Origin of the sequence: Paenibacillus sp. A3, from assembly GCF_001399685.1 — a bacterium.
Lineage (GTDB): Bacteria > Bacillota > Bacilli > Paenibacillales > NBRC-103111 > Paenibacillus_G.
The window spans coordinates 1-18,646 of the sequence record NZ_JTHN01000031.1; the positions used below are offsets into that span (position 1 = coordinate 1).

Annotated in this window: 15 protein-coding genes and 2 pseudogenes; 14 read left to right on the forward strand and 3 right to left on the reverse strand. The window is 52.8% G+C overall.

What is annotated here, in order from left to right; all coding sequences use genetic code 11:
- On the forward strand, positions 1 to 1,162 hold a 1,162-nt coding region (gene ptsP / locus QJ48_RS04515), incomplete at its 5' end, for a phosphoenolpyruvate--protein phosphotransferase (RefSeq protein ID WP_054972456.1).
- A gap of 101 nt (positions 1,163 to 1,263) precedes the next feature.
- Here the strand turns inward: ptsP and QJ48_RS04520 are convergent.
- The gene (locus QJ48_RS04520) at positions 1,264 to 2,058 is read right to left on the reverse strand and encodes an SDR family NAD(P)-dependent oxidoreductase (RefSeq protein WP_054972457.1); all 795 of its coding nucleotides are present in this window, start codon (positions 2,056 to 2,058) and stop codon (positions 1,264 to 1,266) included.
- A gap of 41 nt (positions 2,059 to 2,099) precedes the next feature.
- Positions 2,100 to 3,110 (reverse strand): AraC family transcriptional regulator, encoded by a 1,011-nt coding sequence (locus QJ48_RS04525; RefSeq protein WP_054972458.1) that lies wholly within the window; start codon positions 3,108 to 3,110, stop codon positions 2,100 to 2,102.
- A 412-nt stretch (positions 3,111 to 3,522) separates the two neighbouring features.
- On the opposite strand from QJ48_RS04525, the gene nikB reads away from it, so the two are divergent.
- The 10 genes and pseudogenes from nikB to QJ48_RS04570 all read left to right on the forward strand — a co-directional run bounded on the left by nikB (position 3,523) and on the right by QJ48_RS04570 (position 12,332).
- Positions 3,523 to 4,455: a nickel ABC transporter permease gene (gene nikB / locus QJ48_RS04530; RefSeq protein ID WP_054972459.1), complete on the forward strand. Its 933-nt coding sequence runs from the start codon at positions 3,523 to 3,525 to the stop codon at positions 4,453 to 4,455.
- Positions 4,456 to 4,537: 82 nt separating this feature from the next.
- Positions 4,538 to 5,359, forward strand: a complete 822-nt coding sequence (gene nikC, locus QJ48_RS04535; protein WP_054972493.1) for a nickel transporter permease — start codon at positions 4,538 to 4,540, stop codon at positions 5,357 to 5,359.
- A gap of 44 nt (positions 5,360 to 5,403) precedes the next feature.
- The gene (locus QJ48_RS04540) at positions 5,404 to 6,261 is read left to right on the forward strand and encodes an ABC transporter ATP-binding protein (RefSeq protein ID WP_054972460.1); all 858 of its coding nucleotides are present in this window, start codon (positions 5,404 to 5,406) and stop codon (positions 6,259 to 6,261) included.
- A gap of 32 nt (positions 6,262 to 6,293) precedes the next feature.
- Positions 6,294 to 7,283, forward strand: coding sequence for an ABC transporter ATP-binding protein (locus QJ48_RS04545; RefSeq protein WP_054972494.1), 990 nt, complete (start codon positions 6,294 to 6,296; stop codon positions 7,281 to 7,283).
- A gap of 11 nt (positions 7,284 to 7,294) precedes the next feature.
- On the forward strand, positions 7,295 to 8,959 hold the full coding sequence (locus QJ48_RS04550; RefSeq protein ID WP_054972461.1) for a nickel ABC transporter substrate-binding protein: 1,665 nt from the start codon (positions 7,295 to 7,297) through the stop codon (positions 8,957 to 8,959).
- Between the two features lie 125 nt (positions 8,960 to 9,084).
- Positions 9,085 to 9,222 (forward strand): annotated as a pseudogene (locus QJ48_RS39125) (class I SAM-dependent methyltransferase); the annotation flags it as partial.
- A 59-nt stretch (positions 9,223 to 9,281) separates the two neighbouring features.
- Positions 9,282 to 9,773: a class I SAM-dependent methyltransferase gene (locus QJ48_RS04555; protein ID WP_272948108.1), complete on the forward strand. Its 492-nt coding sequence runs from the start codon at positions 9,282 to 9,284 to the stop codon at positions 9,771 to 9,773.
- A complete protein-coding gene (locus tag QJ48_RS04560) occupies positions 9,757 to 10,506 on the forward strand; it encodes a class I SAM-dependent methyltransferase (protein WP_054972462.1) in 750 nt (249 codons plus the stop codon). Before QJ48_RS04555 ends, QJ48_RS04560 begins: the two co-directional genes overlap by 17 nt.
- Before the next feature lie 105 nt (positions 10,507 to 10,611).
- Complete coding sequence (locus QJ48_RS04565) at positions 10,612 to 11,073, forward strand: GNAT family N-acetyltransferase (protein WP_054972463.1); 462 nt, start codon at positions 10,612 to 10,614, stop codon at positions 11,071 to 11,073.
- Positions 11,074 to 11,270: 197 nt separating this feature from the next.
- Positions 11,271 to 12,332, forward strand: coding sequence for a copper amine oxidase N-terminal domain-containing protein (locus QJ48_RS04570; RefSeq protein WP_054972464.1), 1,062 nt, complete (start codon positions 11,271 to 11,273; stop codon positions 12,330 to 12,332).
- A 256-nt stretch (positions 12,333 to 12,588) separates the two neighbouring features.
- On the opposite strand, the gene QJ48_RS04575 is transcribed toward QJ48_RS04570, so the two are convergent.
- On the reverse strand, positions 12,589 to 13,758 hold the full coding sequence (locus tag QJ48_RS04575) for a multidrug effflux MFS transporter (RefSeq protein ID WP_054972465.1): 1,170 nt from the start codon (positions 13,756 to 13,758) through the stop codon (positions 12,589 to 12,591).
- A gap of 250 nt (positions 13,759 to 14,008) precedes the next feature.
- On the opposite strand from QJ48_RS04575, the pseudogene QJ48_RS38500 reads away from it, so the two are divergent.
- The 3 genes and pseudogenes from QJ48_RS38500 to QJ48_RS35610 all read left to right on the forward strand — a co-directional run.
- A pseudogene (locus QJ48_RS38500) lies at positions 14,009 to 14,128 on the forward strand (DUF2268 domain-containing putative Zn-dependent protease); the annotation flags it as partial.
- Between the two features lie 144 nt (positions 14,129 to 14,272).
- Positions 14,273 to 15,127 carry a CPBP family intramembrane glutamic endopeptidase gene (locus QJ48_RS04580; RefSeq protein ID WP_054972466.1) on the forward strand — a complete coding sequence of 285 codons (855 nt, stop codon included), beginning with the start codon at positions 14,273 to 14,275 and terminating at the stop codon, positions 15,125 to 15,127.
- Positions 15,128 to 15,412: 285 nt separating this feature from the next.
- The gene (locus tag QJ48_RS35610) at positions 15,413 to 18,547 is read left to right on the forward strand and encodes a DUF4855 domain-containing protein (protein ID WP_082420341.1); all 3,135 of its coding nucleotides are present in this window, start codon (positions 15,413 to 15,415) and stop codon (positions 18,545 to 18,547) included.
- Positions 18,548 to 18,646: the final 99 nt, after the last annotated feature.

Genomic DNA, 18,646 nt, shown 5'->3' on the forward strand with positions numbered 1-18,646 from the left:
GACGTCGCATACGGCGATTTTGGCCCGGTCGCTGGGCATCCCTGCGGTCGTCGGTGCTGGCGACGCGTTGGACGCTGTCCGTGACGGCGAGACGCTGGTCGTCGACGGGGGCGCAGGCCTGTGCGTTCGCAACCCGGAGGACGCGTACCTCCGGCAGGCGGCGGAGCTGCAGGAGCGGGAGCGTACGCTTCGGGACGAGCTTGCGGCGTTCCGCTATCGCCCGGCGGTCACCGCAGACGGCCAGCGGATGGAGCTAGCCGCCAATATCGGCACCGTTCCGGAGGCTGAGGCGGCTGCGGAAGCCGGCGCGGACGGCATCGGGCTGTACCGGACGGAGTTTCTGTTCATGGGCGCATCGCGGCTTCCGGATGAAGAAGCGCAATATGCCGCATACCGGCGCGTCGCGGAAGCGATGGCAGGCCGGCCCGTGATCATCCGTACGCTAGACATTGGCGGAGACAAGGAGCTTCCGGCGCTGGAGCTGCCCAAGGAGACGAACCCGTTTCTCGGCTACCGCGCCATCCGGATCGGCCTCGATCGTCCCGAGCTGCTGAGAACGCAGCTGCGGGCGATTTTGCGGGCCAGTGCGCATGGCCGCGTCAAGATCATGTTTCCGATGATCTCCAGTATGGACGAATGGAGAAAGGCGAGAGGAGCTGCGCAAGAGGCGATGGAGGAGCTGCGCCGCGAAGGCGTCGATTTCGACCGGAATATCGAGCTGGGCATCATGGTCGAGGTTCCATCCACGGCGGTGATGGCTGATAGCTTTGCGCGCGAGGTCGATTTCTTCAGCATCGGGACGAACGATCTCGTGCAGTACACGCTGGCCGTCGACCGGATGAACGAGAAGGTCGCGGAGCTGTACGATTACTTCCACCCGGCGGTGCTGGAGCTGATTCGCCGGGTGATCGAAGCCGCCCACCGACACGGCAAGTGGACGGGGATGTGCGGCGGCATGGCCGGCGATCCGCTGGCGGCGCCGCTCCTGCTCGGGCTCGGTCTCGACGAGTGGAGCATGGAAACAGGGGCGCTGCCGAAGGTGAAGCGCGCGCTCGCCCAGCTGAGCGCCGAGACGTGCCGGGAGCGGGCGCTGCAGTGGCTGCAGCTTGCAACTGCGGCCGAAGTGCGCAGCGAGCTGGAGCGTTTCCGGGCGGAGCTGTAAGATTGAGCGCCCGCTTGTTGTGAAATTAGTTTGAGGACGTATCCCAAGCTGTGAAAATGCGCGGGAGACGTCCTCTTTTCATGTTTGAAATAGAAATGATGTTAAAAAATAGTTGGTACCATTCCTCCATCCATACGGATTGGAGAACCTTTAAAAGCGGATGCATAAGGACTGCACACAAATGTAGTTAGTCTACCTATTTCAATAGGCTTGATAAATCGCCGGATCTCAGATTGAGGCAGGTTTGTCGTCATAAATTTTTTCTCTTTTTCCGAAAAAGTCAGATCTTCATTAGGGTACATACCTTCAATGATTTGATGCACATTTTCAGAGAGTGTAGGTCCCGGCAGGATTGTATTGACTGTAACTTCTGTTCCTGCTGTTAATTTGGATAAGCTCTTGGACAATGATAATAGCATTGATTTTGTCATACAATACTGTGGCATTTGTCCTGAAGGCATAATTGCTTCTTCACTCGCAATAAAAATAATGCGGCCATAATCATTTTTCAGCATTTTAGGTAAATAAAATTTGGATAATCCATTTGCCGCAAGAACATTCGTACGGAAGTATTTTTCCCATACTTCATCGTCCACGTCCTCATATTGCATAATTTCATAAATCCCCATATTGTTAACTAAAATATCAATATTGGGATATTTTTCAAATAAAACTTCTCTTTGTTGAATATCCACAATATCGGCTGCGGCATTTTGAGGAGAAGTAGCCGGGAAATCCGACTTAATTTCATTTACAACTCGTTCTACCTCTTCATAATTTCGTCCGTTAATTAGTACATGAACCCCTTCTTTGGCAAGTTCAATGGCAATGGCTTTACCTATGCCTTTCGTTGATCCTGTAACTAAAGCTGTTTTATTGTTTAATCCCATATCCATAATACATTTCTCCTTTTTATCTACTTTAAAATTGGTTTAGCTTAGTTCGTACGTAAATGTTCGTTCCGCCAATTGGAAGGAGTATCGCCTTCCCAGACGCGAAAGGCGCGGTAGAACGAGTTCTGGTCTTCATATCCAATCAGGAAAGCCACTTCTTTAATATCGAGCGAGGGGTCCGCCAAGTACTCTCGTGCCTGCTCATGTCTAGCCTGAGTCAATAGATGCTTGAAGCTCGTCTTTTCGTCAGTAAGCCGGCGCTGCAAGGTACGATCGCTCATACCCAATTCCTTTGCGACGGTCTGAATGTCGGCGCGCCCTCCGGTAAGGCTGCGTTTCATGATCCATTTGACCGTCTCGGTAATGGAGCGGCTGCGCTGCTGTTCATCCAACGATCGGTCCAGAGCGGGGGTCAGGATCTCCAGCAACTCTTCGTTGTACGAGACAAAGGGGCGGTCCAGATCTTTTCGATGCAGCGTCAACCGGTTACATTCTGCGCCAATCCGGATAGGGCAGCCGAAGTAAGCTTCAAGAGTCTGCACATCACCCATGGAGTGCGAGAATTCGACGAACCGTGCCGTCAAAGGTTGACCAGTGCCCCGGCGCCCAAGCTCCAGAAGATAGGCCAGCGTGATCCCAACCAGCAGCGGCGGGCCGGGTTGCTCGGCATCCAGCCATTCCAGTTCGATTGTACAGCACTCACCCTCCTCGGTGATACGTAAGCTTTCAGGGGGACATAGTTGTTTGTACCGAGCCATTCGGTTGAGAGCGTCGCGGTAGTCACGAGCATGATAAGTCGCCAAGACGGCCGGCGGGTACTTTGCTGTTTCAAAGACGGTCACAAGCTTGACGATTCCTTTGGCCGTGTCCCCAATGAGGTCGGAATAAGCTTGCCAGATCGCGAAATATTGGGCGGTGGTGACTGCCGGTTCGGTAATCATGGTGAGCGGCAGTCGTGCTCTGCGAGCTACGTCGTGGGCGGCAATCCCTAATTGATGTAATCCTGCCCAAAATCCCGGCGGGATTTTAATCCGGTCAGAGGAATGAGACTTCATATATATGGGCCTCCTTTGGCTGCTTGCATATTCGCTGGTTTTGGTTGCGACCCGGTGTCCGGCCTAGTTGAAGGGACAGCTATTATCGTACTTCCCCTAGGTCGCTCTGTAACTAGCGGAAGGCGACATTCTACTTGCTGATTACGCCAAATCTTAAGTACACCTAAGATTACTCTTAAGTCCGCTAAGGTGTCTACGTTAAATCTAAGTTTTTTTGGATTGACAATTTGTAGTGGAGCAAGCTAAGATATCAAATAGTAATAATTACGAAATAAAAGATTTAAACTACTTCCAAGCTTTACTTAATGGCTTAGTTTAACGAGGGCGGGGCAAGAAGTATGTTTTAACAACGATTATAATCGTAATTATTACTTATAAATCCGTCGGTTCGGCAGCTCGGAAAGTGGTGAACATGATAGCTTATTTGTTGCGGCGGATGCTGCATATGATTCCGGTATTCATCGGCGTCACCTGCATTACCTTCGCGCTCATGAATTTGACCCCGGGCGATCCTGCGGAAATTATGCTGCGCGGAGCGTTAGGGGTGCAGCCTACGCAAGAAGCGCTCGACGCGGCGAGGGAAACCATGGGGTTGAACGCCCCCGTGTACAAGCAGTACGCAGCCTGGTTATGGCGGGTGGTTCATATGGACCTCGGCCGTTCGTACAGCAGCAATCTGCCGGTTTGGCAGGAGCTGACGGATAGGCTTCCGGCAACGCTGCTGCTCGGAATGTGGGCGCTTGCGGCGATGCTGGCCATCTCGCTTCCCCTTGGCATCGGTGCGGCGCTGTATCCGAATTCGTGGGCGGACCGTTTGGCAAGAATCATCGCGATGCTGGGCGTTTCGATGCCGGGCTACTGGCTCGGTCTGCTGCTCGTTTATTATGGCTCGGTCAAGCTCAAGTTGTTTCCGGTCATGGGCATGGACGGGTTCCGAAGTGTGGTGCTGCCTGCACTGACGCTGGGAATCGGGATGGCGGGCAACTATATCCGGGTGATCCGCTCCGGACTGCTGGATGTACTCGGCACCAGTTATATCAAGGCGGCGCGGGCCAAAGGCTTGCAGGAAAGTCTCGTCATCGGACGGCATGCCGTAGTCAATGCCCTGCTTCCGGTGATGACGATGCTCGGCATCAACATTGGGGGCCTGCTCGGCGGATCGGTGATCGTCGAAACGATATTTTCTTGGCCGGGTATCGGCAAATTTGCCGTCGATGCGATTTTTAAAAAAGATTTTATCGTCATTCAAGGGTATGTGCTGCTGATGGCCGTCTTCGTCGTAACCGTTAATCTGGCTGTCGATTTGTGCTATCGGATGATCGACCCGAGAATCCGGCTGCACTGATCAGCACGGCTCGGAGGAGCATCGTATGCAAAAAATGCAAAAAAACAAGAAGGACGCTCGAAACGAAAGGAGACCATCCGGCATGAAACGGGGGCGTAAAATTCCGGGAAATGCCGCAATTTGGACCGGCGGGCTGATCGTGATCGGTTTTATAGCGGTCGGCATCTTTGCGCCGTATATCGCGCCCTGGGACCCGCTGAAGGTGAATCTGGACATGAAGCTGACCGGCCCCTCCGCGAATTACCCTTTCGGCACGGATCAATTGGGGCGGGATATCTTATCCCGTCTGATGTACGGAACGCGCACCTCGCTGTTTTATTCCGTCGCCGTACTGGGTGCGATGCTTGCGGTCTCCGTGCCGGTCGGACTCGTCGCCGGTTACGTCGGCGGTAAAGTCGATCATCTCATCATGCGGTTTATCGATATTCTGCTCGCTTTTCCGAGTCTGATTCTGTCCCTGGCGATTACAGGCATGCTCGGGCCCGGCTTGCTTAATCTGCTGCTGGCGTTCGCTTCCGTCTGGTGGACGAGCTACGCACGCATTATACGCGGCATGGTTTTGCAGATCAAGGAAAAGGACTACATAACGGCGGCGCGGGCCGGGGGTGCGACGCATTTGCAGATTGTGCTGCGACATGTGTTGCCTCATGCGGTCAGCCCGATTATCGTGCTTGCTTCGGTGGAGATCGGGACGATTATTTTGTCCGTGTCCGGTCTCTCGTTCCTCGGTCTCGGCGCACAGCCGCCCACGCCTGAATGGGGCGTGATGCTGAGCGATTCGCGGTCGTACATGCAGACCGATCCGCAGTTGATGCTTTTTCCGGGACTGACCGTGATGATCGTCGTACTCGGCTTCAATCTGGTCGGGGAGGGGCTGCGCAAAATGCTGCGCGGCACGGGATAAGTCAGCACACGGCATCAACAATACATGAGCAAGGGGGAATCACGATGTCGGTAACGACACCAGAGGCAGAACTGCAAATCAAACGGAGCCATATTCAGGGAGCGGCAGAAATCCCGACGATACTGCGAATCCATCGGCTGAGCGTGTCGTTTCACGCATCGGAACGCCGTGCCTCCGGTCCGGTTGTGCGTGCCGTGGACGAGGTCTGCCTGGAAGTGAAGGAAGGGCGGATCGTCGCGCTCGTCGGGGAAAGCGGCAGCGGCAAAAGCACGCTGGCCCGAGCCGTACCCGGCCTGCTCGACCCTCGCCGGCATACGGCAGAGGGGGAAATTTGGCTGAACGGCACGGACCTCCGCCGGCTGTCCGCGAAGGAACTGCGCCGGTACCGGGGCAGCGGGGTGGCGATGATTTTTCAGGACCCGGCGAATGCGTTGAATCCGGTTCTGACGATCGGCAGGCAGCTGATCGAAACCATCCGGCGGCACCGGAAAGTGCAAGGGACCGAGGCCAAGAAGTTGGCCTTGGACCAACTGCGCCGGGCAGGGCTGCCGAATCCGGAGACGCTTCTGCGCAAGTTTCCTTTCCAGCTGTCCGGGGGCATGTGCCAGCGCGTGATGATCGCTATCGCCCTTGTCTCCGGAGCTAAGCTCTTGATCGCCGATGAGCCGACGACCGCGCTCGATGTCACGGTTCAAGCGCAAATATTGCATGAGCTTGACCGGCTTAGGAGGGAGACCGGCATGGGCATTTTGCTCATCACTCACGACTTGGGCGTCGTGGCCGAAATCGCCGACGAGGTTTATGTCATGAAAGGCGGGCGGATCGTCGAATCGGGCCATGTGTTCGAAATATTTGCCCGTCCGCGGCATGCCTACACCAGAGAATTGCTCGAATGCAGGTAAACGGGCGGAGCTTGGAAGGGGACAGGAGCGTTGTGAGGCTGATCGAGACGGAAGGACTGACGAAGGTATATCAACGGGAAGGGCATTGGTTTCCGTCCGCAAACGATGCTATGCCGGCCGTGGACCGGGTCAGTCTGCATGTGGACAAGGGGGAGACGCTCGGGCTCGTAGGCGAAAGCGGCAGCGGCAAGAGCACGCTTGCCCGCCTGCTGCTCGGTCTCGAAACGGCGACCGAGGGCCGTCTGCTGTTCGGCGGAGAAGATGTGACCCGATGGGGATTTAAACGGCTGCGGACGATCCGCGGCAGGATGCAGATGGTGTTCCAGAACAGCTACTCCTCGTTCGATCCGTTGTTTACAGTGGAACGAATTGTCGGCGAGCCGCTCAGCAATTACAGAGGCATGTTAGCGCGCGAACGCAGATGCGTCGTACTGGAAAGCCTGGACATGGTCGGGCTGGGGGCGGCTTATGCGGAGCGATACCCTCACGAATTAAGCGGCGGGCAGCTGCAGCGGGTAAACATCGCTCGGGCGCTCGTCCTTCAACCGGAGCTGCTGATCTGCGACGAGCCGTTTTCGAGCCTCGATTTCAAGCTTCGCCGGCAGATGCTGGTGCTCCTTGAGGAATTGAAGATACACCTCGGATTATCGTATCTGTACATAACTCACGATTTATCGTCCGTGTCCCGATTCTGCGACCGGGTAGCCGTTATGTATGGGGGGCAAATCGTGGAGACGCTCCCGGCAGCCCGCATCGCCGAAGACGCGCTGCATCCGTATACCCGTGCGCTGCTGGACGCGGTTCCGGTGCAAGATCCGAGGCTCAGGCGGAGCAAGACAGGGAGGCCGTTCGGCGACCCGGCTCTGCCGCAGGGAGAGGGCGTTACGCAGGGCTGCCGGTTTTGCAGCCGTTGCCCGGCGGCGATGCCGGTTTGCACTACGGTCGAGCCCGCACTCGTACGGAAACGGCCGTTTCACGAGGCTGCCTGCCATCTCTATGCAAATCAAATCGTTAAAGAATAGGGGCAACGAAGATGAAACAGAATAGCACAAGTCGCAACAAGCGATTTTTTGCAATAAAAACCGTTTTAATCTTTTTATGCGTCCTGCTAGTGTTCGTTACCGGCTGCTCGGGCGGAGACAAAGGCGGTACAAGCCAGACGGCTGAGGGAAGCGGAAACGCCGGGACGCCGGGCGATAAGCAAGTGGTCGTCGCCGTCGCTTCCGATCCGGGGATCGATCAGCTCGATGCCGGGACTTACAAAGGCTCGATTCAGGTGCATCCGATGATCTACGATTCCTTGGTCGAATACGGCGAGAAAGGTGAAATTTTGCCTTCATTAGCCGAATCGTGGACGATATCGCCCGACGGCAAGGAGTATACGTTCAAGCTGCGCAAAGACGTCAAATTTTCCGACGGCACCGAATTTAACGCGGCTGCGGTCAAGTTTTCGTTCGAGCGTTGGTCCAAGGACCCGGCCAATTCCTCCATCAATGTGGCGAATGCGCTGCAGGAAATTACGGCCATTGATGCCCACACGGTCAAGATGACATTTAGCCAGGCGTTTTATCCGTTTCTGACCGAGCTGACGTATGCCAGACCGGTGCGCATCCTTGCTCCTTCGGCCGTTGAGCCGTCAGGCGACGTCAAAGGTAAGTTCGTCAAGCCCGTCGGCACCGGCGCGTGGAAGGTCGAAAGCTACACGAAGGACCAGCAGGCCGTGCTGGTACGAAATCCCAACTACTGGGGGAAAGCGCCGCTGCTGAACAAAATCGTGCTGAAGGTCGTCACCGATCCGCAATCGCGCCTGCTGGCGCTGCAAAACGGCTCGGTCGACATTTCCGGCGGACAGATTGGCAAAATTGCGCCGGAAAGTATTCCGGTCGCCCAAAAATCCGATTCGTTAACCGTACAGTCCGCCCCCGGTTCGAATTCGTATTTTGTCGTCTTTAACGGCTCCAATCCGTTCCTGCAGGATGTGAACGTCCGCAAGGCGATCAATCTGGCTGTCAATAAAAAAAGCATTGTCGACAAGCTGATGGGCGGTATGGGCAAGGAAGCGCAAGGCCTGTTCCCGGCTACGGTGCCTTATGTGACCGCAGAGAATATCCGATGGTACGGTTATGAGCCGGAGCAGGCGAAGCAATTGCTTAAAGAAGCGGGCTTTGCGGATACGAACGGCGATGGCATCGTCGAGAAAAACGGCAAGCGGCTCGAATTGAATTTTGTGCTGCAGCAAACCGAGTTCCCGGAATGGAAATCGATCGCCGAATTTGTCCAGTCCCAGCTTAAGGATATCGGCATTACCGTTAACCTGAAAGTGCTGGAGTCGAATGCCTATTACGATGCGTTGTGGAAGAACAAGCAGTACGATATGCTCATTTACCGCACGTATGCGGATTCCCAGAACCCACACTTTTTCCTGTTGTCGTTGTTCCATCGGACGGGGAATGCTCCGGCCGTCGCTTGGGCAGATCCGCAATTGGAAACTTTGATCGACGAAGCGATGGGAGCGACGGATGCCAAAGCAAGACAAGATAAGTATGATGCGCTATTCGGCTGGATGTTCCAGCAAGCGATGGTTCTGCCGGTTTATTACCCGGATGACATTTTTGTCGTTAGCAACAGGGTCAAAGGCTTTAAGCTTGGGCAGACCGCTTACTTGCCGGTCGTTTGGAATGAGCTGGATGTCAAGTAACCATAAAAAATCGATAAACCAGGAGAGAGGCTATGTTGAAAGATATTTCCAAGTACTGGACGTCCAGCTCTGACAGCTACGACAAAGCAGTCAAGGCGCAATTCCGCAGCCGACGGACCGTATCCATGTGGACATCGCTGTTGAATGAAGGATTGGGCGGCAGGAAGGGGCAAGCCGTCCTGGATATGGGAACCGGACCCGGATTTTTTTCGATCCTGTTGTCCAGAATGGGCCATCGCGTTACGGCTGTCGACGCCTCGCAGGGGATGATCGAAACGGCATCGCGCAATTTCAAGGCGGCCGGCGTTGACGTGAAGCCTATTTGGGCGACGCGGCCCGTCTCCATGCCGAAAAGGACAACACCTTCGATGCGGTCGTATGCCGCGATGTCGTCTGGACGCTGCCCGACCCGTACGGGGCCTTTGCGGAATGGCACCGCGTCTTAAATCCGGGCGGCACGCTAATCATATTCGACGGCAACTATTTGTATCGGGAGAAGCCGGGGAAACCGGCGCCCTTCAACAAGCTGTGGTACGCCTTCGGATGGACGCTTATCCTCTTTACAGAGCTGAGAGTGAGAAGCCGGTCCGATCAGGATAAGGAGCTGCTGGGCAAACTGCCGTTCGTTCATGTCCTGCGCCCGGAGGCGGATCAAGAGGTTTTGCAGCAAGCCGGATTTCGTATTCAGGAAATTCGCCGTAACTTTACGTCCGGCTACAAAATGACGATGCAGCATTTGAAATACGGCTATCAAAGCGACAGACGTTTTATGATCATAGCAAAGAAGGAGCAACGGGATGACCATTCAAAATGAAGTAGAAACGTATTGGAACGGCGAAGCGCAGCTGTATAGCGACAGCATCCGAAAGGAGCTGAGCGGTTTTGAAAAGCAGGCCTGGCTTGATTTGATTCTTGAATACGCTCCGCCGAAGGAGCGGCTCGATGTGCTGGATATCGGCTGCGGGCCCGGTTTTTTCACGATTATTTTGTCGCAGGCCGGCCAACACGTTCTGGGAATCGACTGCACGGAAAATATGCTGACATGCGCGCGCCGCAATGCCGAGCAGGCAGGGGTGAAGCCGCAGTTCCGCAAAATGGACTCGCACAAGCTGGAGCTGGAACCCGATAGCTTGGACTTGATCGTGTGCCGCAACCTGACATGGACGCTGCATGCGCCTCAGGCGGCTTACGGCGAGTGGCTAAAGGTACTGCGCCCAGGCGGCCGACTGCTCGTATTCGATGCCAACTGGAACCGTCATTTAGTTGACGACGAAATGCGGGCGAGGCGGGATGCTGATCTGCGCGAGTATGAAGCGAGAGGCTGGGGCAGTCCGCCCAGACATGTCGATTGGGAGGAATCTGACCGACTCAGCCTGCTGCTGCCATTAACGAGGGAATGGCGTCCCGCGTGGGACCTGCAGGCGCTGAAAGCCGAAGGCTACAGCGATGCGTTCAGCGTGGAACATTTGTCGGAACGGGTGTTGGATGAGAAGCAGCAAGTATTAAGCCGGTCAACACCGATGTTTATGGTATGCGGGCAGAAGTAATCTAACTCATGTGTAATATTATATAACAAAACAAGATAAGATAGTTGCCGGAATAAAGTGGATTCTGTATAATCTGAACTAGATTTCATACCGAGGGAGCAGAGAATGGAGACGCTAACTATACAAGTCGTGGAGCCGAACAATGAGCATTTGATCGCATTGATTGCCAAACTGGACGATTACTTATATTCGTTGTATCCTGCGGACGAAGTGTTTGGCGTTGATTTGGAAGGAGCCACGGTTAACGAGATGGTGTTCGTCCTTGCCTATAGTAACGGTGTCGCTGCTGGCTGCGGGGCATACCGCCCTTTAGACGTACAGGCTGCCGAATTGAAACGAATTTTTGTAGATCCTTCTTCCAGAAATAAAGGAATTGCGTCAAGTATCTTGTCATTTTTGGAGCAGGAAGCGGCGAGGGCGGGATTTACTTCCTTACTCCTGGAAACCGGGCCTATGCAGCCCGAATCGATCGCGCTGTACAAGAAATTCGGATTTATCGATATCGATCCTTTTGGAGAATATGCGGATTGCCCTAGCAGTATATGTATGGAGAAAAAGCTTTTTTGACCGACACCTAATCCATTGAGAGACTATACCCAAACGCTTGCCCTCCGTTTCGAGAGCAGGCGTTTTTTGCTTGGAACTCCTGCCGTGCAACATTTTAGTCGGACGTCGCGTTTAGGAGATTGAGAACAGTAAATATGGAGCGTTGGCTCCATGGATTGTTATCTTACATAAGGTTCATACAGGAGGTATATGACATCATGAAACCATTCAAAGTACTGGGGACTGTCCTGGCTGGCTCGCTACTTGCAGCTAACGTCGTGTCCGCCGCTCCAAGCGAGCCATCTACGGTAAAACCGCTGCCGATTTCCGCTCCTGCTCCACAGGATTCCTTCGGCGGCCTTAAATTTGTTCTCGTCATTAATGGAAAAGGATTCTCTCCGGAAGAGAACCCGATATATGTAGGCGCCAAAAATCAAATTATGATACCGATTCGCGCTGCCGCCGAAGCGCTTGGCTATAAGCTGACCTGGAAGCAGGAAACGCAGTCGCTGGAAATGGTTCAAGGCAACCAATGGCTAACCCTTCAGATCGGACAAGATCAATACGGCTTTGCCAAAATGCTCGTTCCGCTCGAGGTGGCGCCGGAGTTAACGAATGAGAAAACGTATGTTCCGTTGTCCTATTTCGAAAAGGTGATGAAGCTTCAAGTGAAGGTGGACGCAACCGGTACGATCAATATCAGTTCCAAGAAGCAAGAAGACGGTGAACAGGCGGCGAGCACAACCAAGCAAGGAACGGTTACTAGCATTACCTACCGCGATAAAGGCGGAGAGATTGGTCTTAACGGCTATGGGCACGGCGTCCGACTGAATATTTCCGACGAAACGGAAATCGTATCCGACACGAACCAGAAGCTGACGCTTGCCGATCTGCAGCTCGGCATGTTCATCGAAGCGGAGCACGGTCTGGCGATGGCCATGAGCATGCCGCCGATGACCCATGCGACAAAGATTATCGTGAAACAAAGCCCTGCCGCGCAGCAAACTTTAGGTACGGCAGGCGAGATCGAGGAGGTGAGCTCTTCGGCAGAGGGGACAACCCGTCTTACGATCAAAGGAAATAAGCTTAGCGACGGATCGCATGACACGGTAGTCCTGAATGTGGCAGGGGATACCCCTGTGATCGGAACGAAGGATAATCAACCGGTTGCCGCAGATCAGCTTAAAAAAGGCGATAAAGTGTATGCTTTCTATGGTCCGATCTTGACCAAGAGCTTGCCGCCAATCGGCCAAGCCGTCAAAATCGTTGTAGAAAACTAAGTGGAGAAGCGATAGCGCCCGCCTTTGTCTTCGGGAAATGTCCGCTACTAAGCGACTTCAATCAGATTTCCCGAGGACAACAGCGGTCGGAAGTGGATATCCCACCCCTCGTACACCTCTATTATCTCAATTGACTTTCTCAACACTCTGCAGGCTCCCCCTCGGGAGCCTATTTTTTTGCTATCGGCCGAGGGTGATTAACGAGGGAATGCAGAGAAGCCGATTCTCTGCTGAGAGAGAATCGGCTTCCCGATACTTAAAGCTTTTTGCTCACAAGGGCCATACTAATCGCCAATACGAGAAAATATATAGGCATGGTGAGTAACGAACCGTTGTGAAGATAGCTCATCCCGCTGGTTATTAGACTGATCACCACGTAATATCCCAATCCGAACATGGCGCCCGCGGTACCAAGTACATCGCCGTAATTGACGAGCGCCAGACTTAGGCAGTTCGGAATAGCCATACCGATTCCCAACAGGAGGATGAAGATCGAAGCGATCATGAACGCCAATCCTGCTGCGGAAGGGCTCACGCCATAAAGCGCAAGAACGGTGAGACCTATGGCCCCGACCATCGTGACGAGGGAGCCAAGAAAAATAATTTTTTCTGACGGGACCCGGGTTAATAGTTTTTTCGATAGCATCGCACCGATGATGGAAGACAGCGCCACGAAAATTCCCAAAAAGCCAAATACGCCGGGACTCATATGAAAAAATTCGATAAAAATGAACGGTGCCTCGGCATAGTAACTAAACAATATGCCGTTTGCCGCTCCGATGAGAAAACCAAATGCCCATACTCTTCTGTCGGAAACCAAGCGCTTGGCTACAGAAAACGTACGAATGCCGGAGCTCGTGGACACTCTTGTCTCGGGCAGAGAAACCAACGTGTACGTAAAAATGGCGGCGCTCATCCCGACAAGAGTGAAGAACACGGCTCTAAAACCGAACGCTTGATCAACCCATCCTCCAATGAACGGCCCGATAGCCGGTGTAAAGGCAAGTGCCGCAGAGATCTGAGCAAACACGGCATGTCGCTTGGCTCCATCAATACTCTCACGAAGCATGGTTTGAGTTACCACCGAACCGGTGCTGGCGCCAAAAGCCTGAATGAACCGGCAGACAAGCAGCCATTCCGCCGATCCGGACAGGTAACATCCCAAGCTGCCCAGGGCATAAACCAAGATTCCCCAAAGCATAGCGGGACGCCGCCCGATGGAATCCGAAAGTCTTCCCCAGCAAAAAACGCCAACGGCGAAACCGAGGAAATAAATGCTTAGTGTCAGTTGGATCGCATTGCCGGTTGTATGCAGGCTATTTGCAATATCCGGTAATGAAGGTGTATAGATCGTTTCGCTAATTTGCGGAAAACCCACAAGAATGATTAACAGCCATAATGACGGTGTTGAGATTTTTCTTTGCACAGCCAATCCCCCTATAATTCAAAAATCTCAATGAGCCGGCAAAGAAATTACGGGATCGGGGGTTTGCATTTACTCAATCTGGAAAAGGATAGCATGATTTTTCACCTTTATTCTTTTATAGGGGGGAGATCTATAGTGCATTCTAGCAGGATTTGGGGAGTCTGTCGAATGGGGATCGGCAAAAAGTTTTTCTTCTTGACCCTAACTCGCAAGGGAACAAGGATATCCGCCTGTCGGGCTTTCCTATGCCGCCGGGTACGCGGTTGGCTATTATACCGTTCAGCAATTTTTGACAAACACAGGGGCTACGATTTATGAGGCAACGCGATTGACTACGGCAGAGATTATTGAGGGTAGCCGAGTGTTGTGAGTGGATTCCGCTCATTTAGCATAAATTGGAACAATATCTTAAATTTTTCTGCAAGTCCTTCCAAGGACTTGCTTTTTTGGCCTGAACGTAGAAAATTTAAAAGGTTAGTAATGATATAAGCTCATGCTGCGGAGGGATGGCAAGTTGGGGAAGCTTTTCAAAAACAACGCAGGCCAGATGCGTCTAGGATGGGATTTGTTCTTATCCTTGCTCTTGTTTGTCGGCTTGCAATTCGCGATTGTACTCGTACTATCGGTCAAATGGGGCGGCAAGCCACTCGTTTCTTCTGTTCGACCGGAGCTGATTACCCCGTTGGGGGGAATTGCGGCCACGCTTCTGATCTGGGTGATCCTGAAAAAACGAAGCTTGCGGGATCTGGGCATGCGCTTGACGTTGGCGGGAGTTCGTGAGTTGGGTTACGGCATTGTACTGGGCTTCGGTTTCATGTCGATGGTTGCAGGGATATTGGTGGCCGCCGGTGCGGTTACGCTTCGGGTCAATCCTTCCTGGAGCACGTCCGGCCTGCTCTGGAGCCTGATGATGTTTATATGGGTCGGCTTCTCGGAGGAAATGTTTTTCCGGGGATACATCATGAAAACGATGGAAGCTTTAAAATACCGGCTGCCCTTTGCTTATATGCTGTCGGCGATGCTGTTCGCTTTGATTCATCTTGGAAATAACGACGTATCGGCCTTGGCGGTTTTCAATATTTTTCTGATCGGCCTGTTGTTTTCTTATATGTTCACGGTAACGGGCAGCTTATGGATGCCAATCGGCTATCATATGGCTTGGAACTATGCACAGGGCAGCCTTTATGGGCTGGCCGTCAGCGGGAACGATGTGAACGGGATATTCGAGGCTTCGTTTCAAACGCATTTAGACTGGCTGACCGGCGGAGACTTCGGGCCGGAAGCGGGGCTGCTGGATACGGGAATGAGTGTTCTCGGTTTTATTGTGCTGTATATGTGGCATAGAAAACGGCAGCAGCGTGCGACTTGAGAGCGGGTAGAAGCTAAGGCGCGAAGTAGGCATAAGGAAATTTCAAATTCGCACATAGGGCTTTCCGATGCGGCCTGCCTCCCCATGGAGGTGAGGCTGCATTTTTTTGTTGGACAAATTGGGAAAGTAATTGATTGAATTAATCCGCCAATTTGATATGATGATGAAGGATATATCTTCCATATTCAGCTGGATATTTTAGAAGAAGGAGATGATAAAAGAAATAAAGAGCAATCGTTGTTTTTGTAAGCGCTTCGTCTAACCTAAGGGAGAGTGAACTCGTAGATGATGAACTTAAAGAAAAGGAATTGTTTGCTGACCGCTTTACTCATGCTTGTTTCCGTAGCTGTGACGTCTTTTTTCCCGTCAGTCAGCCTAGCGGCTTATTTACCCAAAAACAGTGAAAAATCCAACGGCGCTTCGAACATTGCGCTCATCTACACAGGCTACTATAACCCGGACGATTATGATGGCATGAAGGTAGGGGAATATGACAAGGACAGGTTCCTGCCCTATGTAGGTTATCTGAATGACAAAGGCATTGCGGAAGACTATTTTTTTGACACCTTTCTTATGGTCACGGCCTACTCTCCATACAAAGGGAGCCTGGGACGTTATTACGATTGGGCAGCCGGCAGCAGGCCCGGTACTCTGCAGGATTGGAAATGGGCGATGGATCGGGTATTCGAGAAGGGCATACAGCTGGATGGTCTCGAGGCTGCGGTGGAGCAGGTAAGCGGCGATTTGAAAGATCCGGGCAAGAGGGTCAATGTGTATCTCACCTTGCCGTTCCCTGATCCGCAAAGCAAAGATTTCGGCGACTTCAATGGAGACGGAACCATTAAAAATCTGGAAAGTCTGGATACGCGAAAAGCATTGATTCGCTGGTATGTCGATACGATGACGGCCCGCTTCGAGCAGCAGAATTATAAGCATTTGAAGCTGAGCGGGTTCTATTGGCTTCAGAAAGACTTGGATACGACCGTAGCCGGCGAGCAAGAAAGTGTAAAGTATGCTTCGGAATATTTGCGGGAACGAGGCCTGCGTCTGGGCTGGACCCCGTGGTTCGGGGCGAGGGAGAAGGGCAAAGGCCAGCGGCTCGGATTTGATGTTTCCGCGATTCAACCGGACCATTATTCCGATGAAAGCTCGACAATGGCTCGTGTAGAGGAGACCGCGGATATTGCTTACGCTAATGAAGCAGGCATAGAAGTAGAGTTCGATCAGCGCATGATTGACCTTCCAAGGTACCGTCAAGCCTTTTACAATTACCTGATTACAGGCGTTAAGAAGCAATTCATGAACGATGCGCTGGTTGCTTATTACCAAGATGTTTACGCTCTGTATGATCTCTATCATTCCGAGTTTCCAGCGGCTAAGCAGATGTACAGGGACATATACAAGTTTGCCAAAGGAACATTTACAGCTCCGACAGGGAACTTTGCGGGGCGTGTGGTTGATCGTGACGGAAACGGTATAGCTAGTGCTACGTTAACCGATCAGGGAGGAAATACCGTAACGACAGATGTGTACGGAAAATTTGAACTAAAGGGATTATATGCGACGCAAAATGCATTTGTCGTGGAGAAGCCGGGAATGCAAAGGCGAGAGGTGACGATTGACATTCGCGACAGGCAAACCCTATATCGTGACGTTGCTCTACAGAATGCGGGGGAAGGTTCAGACAATGCTGTGCCCGACTATGCGATAACGCTTCCATCCAAGCTGGCGACGATGGATATCGGCGCCGTATGGGCGGCGGTTGTCATCGACCGGAATGATGCAACGCAGAAGAAGGCGGAGGCCGTGTTCACCAGCTCGGACGCAAGTATCATTGAAGTATTGCCGGAAGGCAAGATTCGAGCTGTACAAGCGGGTACGGCTGTGCTCCGTGCACAGGTGGGGCCTTTTGAAGCGGAATCTGTAGCGGTCGAGGTCGCGCCGTGGACATCTCATCGATTGAAGGGCACGGATGCGCCTCTCCAAATCAATAAGGGATTCGATAACCCGGTTCTTCGCGATCCGCTGCAGGGAGGCACCCAATATGTCGTGAAGGAAGGCAGCACCGTCAAGATTGCGCACAAATACAATAGCGGCAATGATCTGTGGATGGTGTTTGACCATGCCGGCGCCAACAAGCTGTATGGGATGAAAGAATGGCGCCTCAGCCCGAATGTGAACAAGGACGCCAGTCCTGACTTGGCCCGTTCTTCCGTTATGCTGTGGCCGGATGTGTCCGATTGGGTCGGTCCATATATTGTAGGCGCCAATCAGAATGGCAATGGCAACGGACAGGATTTTACCGGGGGCAACCACAACTACGACGGCGGCGAGAACAGCTCTGCGACAGGCAGAACCGTACAATATAAAGTGTGGGTTGACGGGAAGGAGCCTAACGACGGAAAGGTCATTTCCGGCAAAAAGGTGAAGATCGAGGTTGTCAATCGGATCCAAGGCTTTAACACGAAAGAGCAGGTCGGCAGCGGACGCGAGATCCTGCAAGAAACGGTCACATATGAGGTTGAGGGCGGTAAAGTACAAGTCCATACTGAGATTCAGCCTTTGGAAGACATCACCTTGTACCGCTATTATGGCTTGCAATCCGTCAATGGCGCATGGAATCACGAAATTCGTTATTATGCAGGTGAGACGGAGGTCGCAAGAGGCGAAGCGGGCCAGTATAGCGACTCCGGCATGAAATCCCAGCATCCGGACGTAGACAAGTACTGGCTTAGCTCGGCTGTACAGGACGGAAGTCAGCATCAGCTTCTTGTATCGCTCGATCGCCATTACGGACTTGGACAATTGCAATATCTCGCTGATGATCAGCCGGTAGCATTTACGCAAGCGTATGGCAAGTCTTATTTCCTGCAAGTGTTTAATAAGTCGGCAGTGTTGAAGAAGGGGGCCAAGGTTGCTTGGCGCGGACAATATCACTTCTTCTCCACGCCGGCCCAGGAAAGAACGATTAAGCTGCTGAGCAACTTCGGAAATGGTTATGCGGTTCCCGAAGAGGAGGCTTCCTATCAGTGGGAGGTTATCGGCGATGCGGTTGAGAAGGTGAGCGGAGCCGGAAGCCATATTCGGATTAAGGGAGTAAAAGAAGGCACGGCAACGGTCAAAGCAACGATCACCTATAACGGCAAGCCGCAGACGCTCGAATCGATCGTTCAGGTAGGGGACAATCGCCAGGTGGATACTTCAGAGCTGCAGCAATTGCTCGACGAAGCGAAGATGCTCCTGCAGCAAACGGGTAACGAATACCATAAGGAAAAGGGACATCTGGCCGAGGCTTCAATTCGTATCATGAGAAAGCTGAAGCAAGAAGGCTTCACGCAGGCGAATGTGGATGAAGCAACGGCCCAGCTAAAGGAAGCCATTGCGGTCTTCAAGAAAGCAACACAGACTCCGGCCCCTTAGGAGGAGACTTAGTTTACGGGATGCCATTTACTCGTTGGCAAGAAGTATGCATAACAAATATTAACTTTGCGCATAGTAAAGGCGAACGTATGCTAAGAA

What these genes read in the sequence shown, in the direction of transcription:
- nikC (WP_054972493.1), top strand. Translation starts at nt 4,538, where the DNA reads ATGAAACGGGGGCGTAAAATTCCGGGAAATGCCGCAATTTGGACCGGC.
- QJ48_RS04565 (WP_054972463.1), top strand. Translation starts at nt 10,612, where the DNA reads ATGGAGACGCTAACTATACAAGTCGTGGAGCCGAACAATGAGCATTTG.
- QJ48_RS04525 (WP_054972458.1), bottom strand. Translation starts at nt 3,110, where the DNA reads ATGAAGTCTCATTCCTCTGACCGGATTAAAATCCCGCCGGGATTTTGG.
- QJ48_RS04570 (WP_054972464.1), top strand. Translation starts at nt 11,271, where the DNA reads ATGAAACCATTCAAAGTACTGGGGACTGTCCTGGCTGGCTCGCTACTT.
- QJ48_RS04540 (WP_054972460.1), top strand. Translation starts at nt 5,404, where the DNA reads ATGTCGGTAACGACACCAGAGGCAGAACTGCAAATCAAACGGAGCCAT.
- QJ48_RS04520 (WP_054972457.1), bottom strand. Translation starts at nt 2,058, where the DNA reads ATGGATATGGGATTAAACAATAAAACAGCTTTAGTTACAGGATCAACG.
- nikB (WP_054972459.1), top strand. Translation starts at nt 3,523, where the DNA reads ATGATAGCTTATTTGTTGCGGCGGATGCTGCATATGATTCCGGTATTC.
- QJ48_RS35610 (WP_082420341.1), top strand. Translation starts at nt 15,413, where the DNA reads ATGATGAACTTAAAGAAAAGGAATTGTTTGCTGACCGCTTTACTCATG.
- QJ48_RS04550 (WP_054972461.1), top strand. Translation starts at nt 7,295, where the DNA reads ATGAAACAGAATAGCACAAGTCGCAACAAGCGATTTTTTGCAATAAAA.
- QJ48_RS04560 (WP_054972462.1), top strand. Translation starts at nt 9,757, where the DNA reads ATGACCATTCAAAATGAAGTAGAAACGTATTGGAACGGCGAAGCGCAG.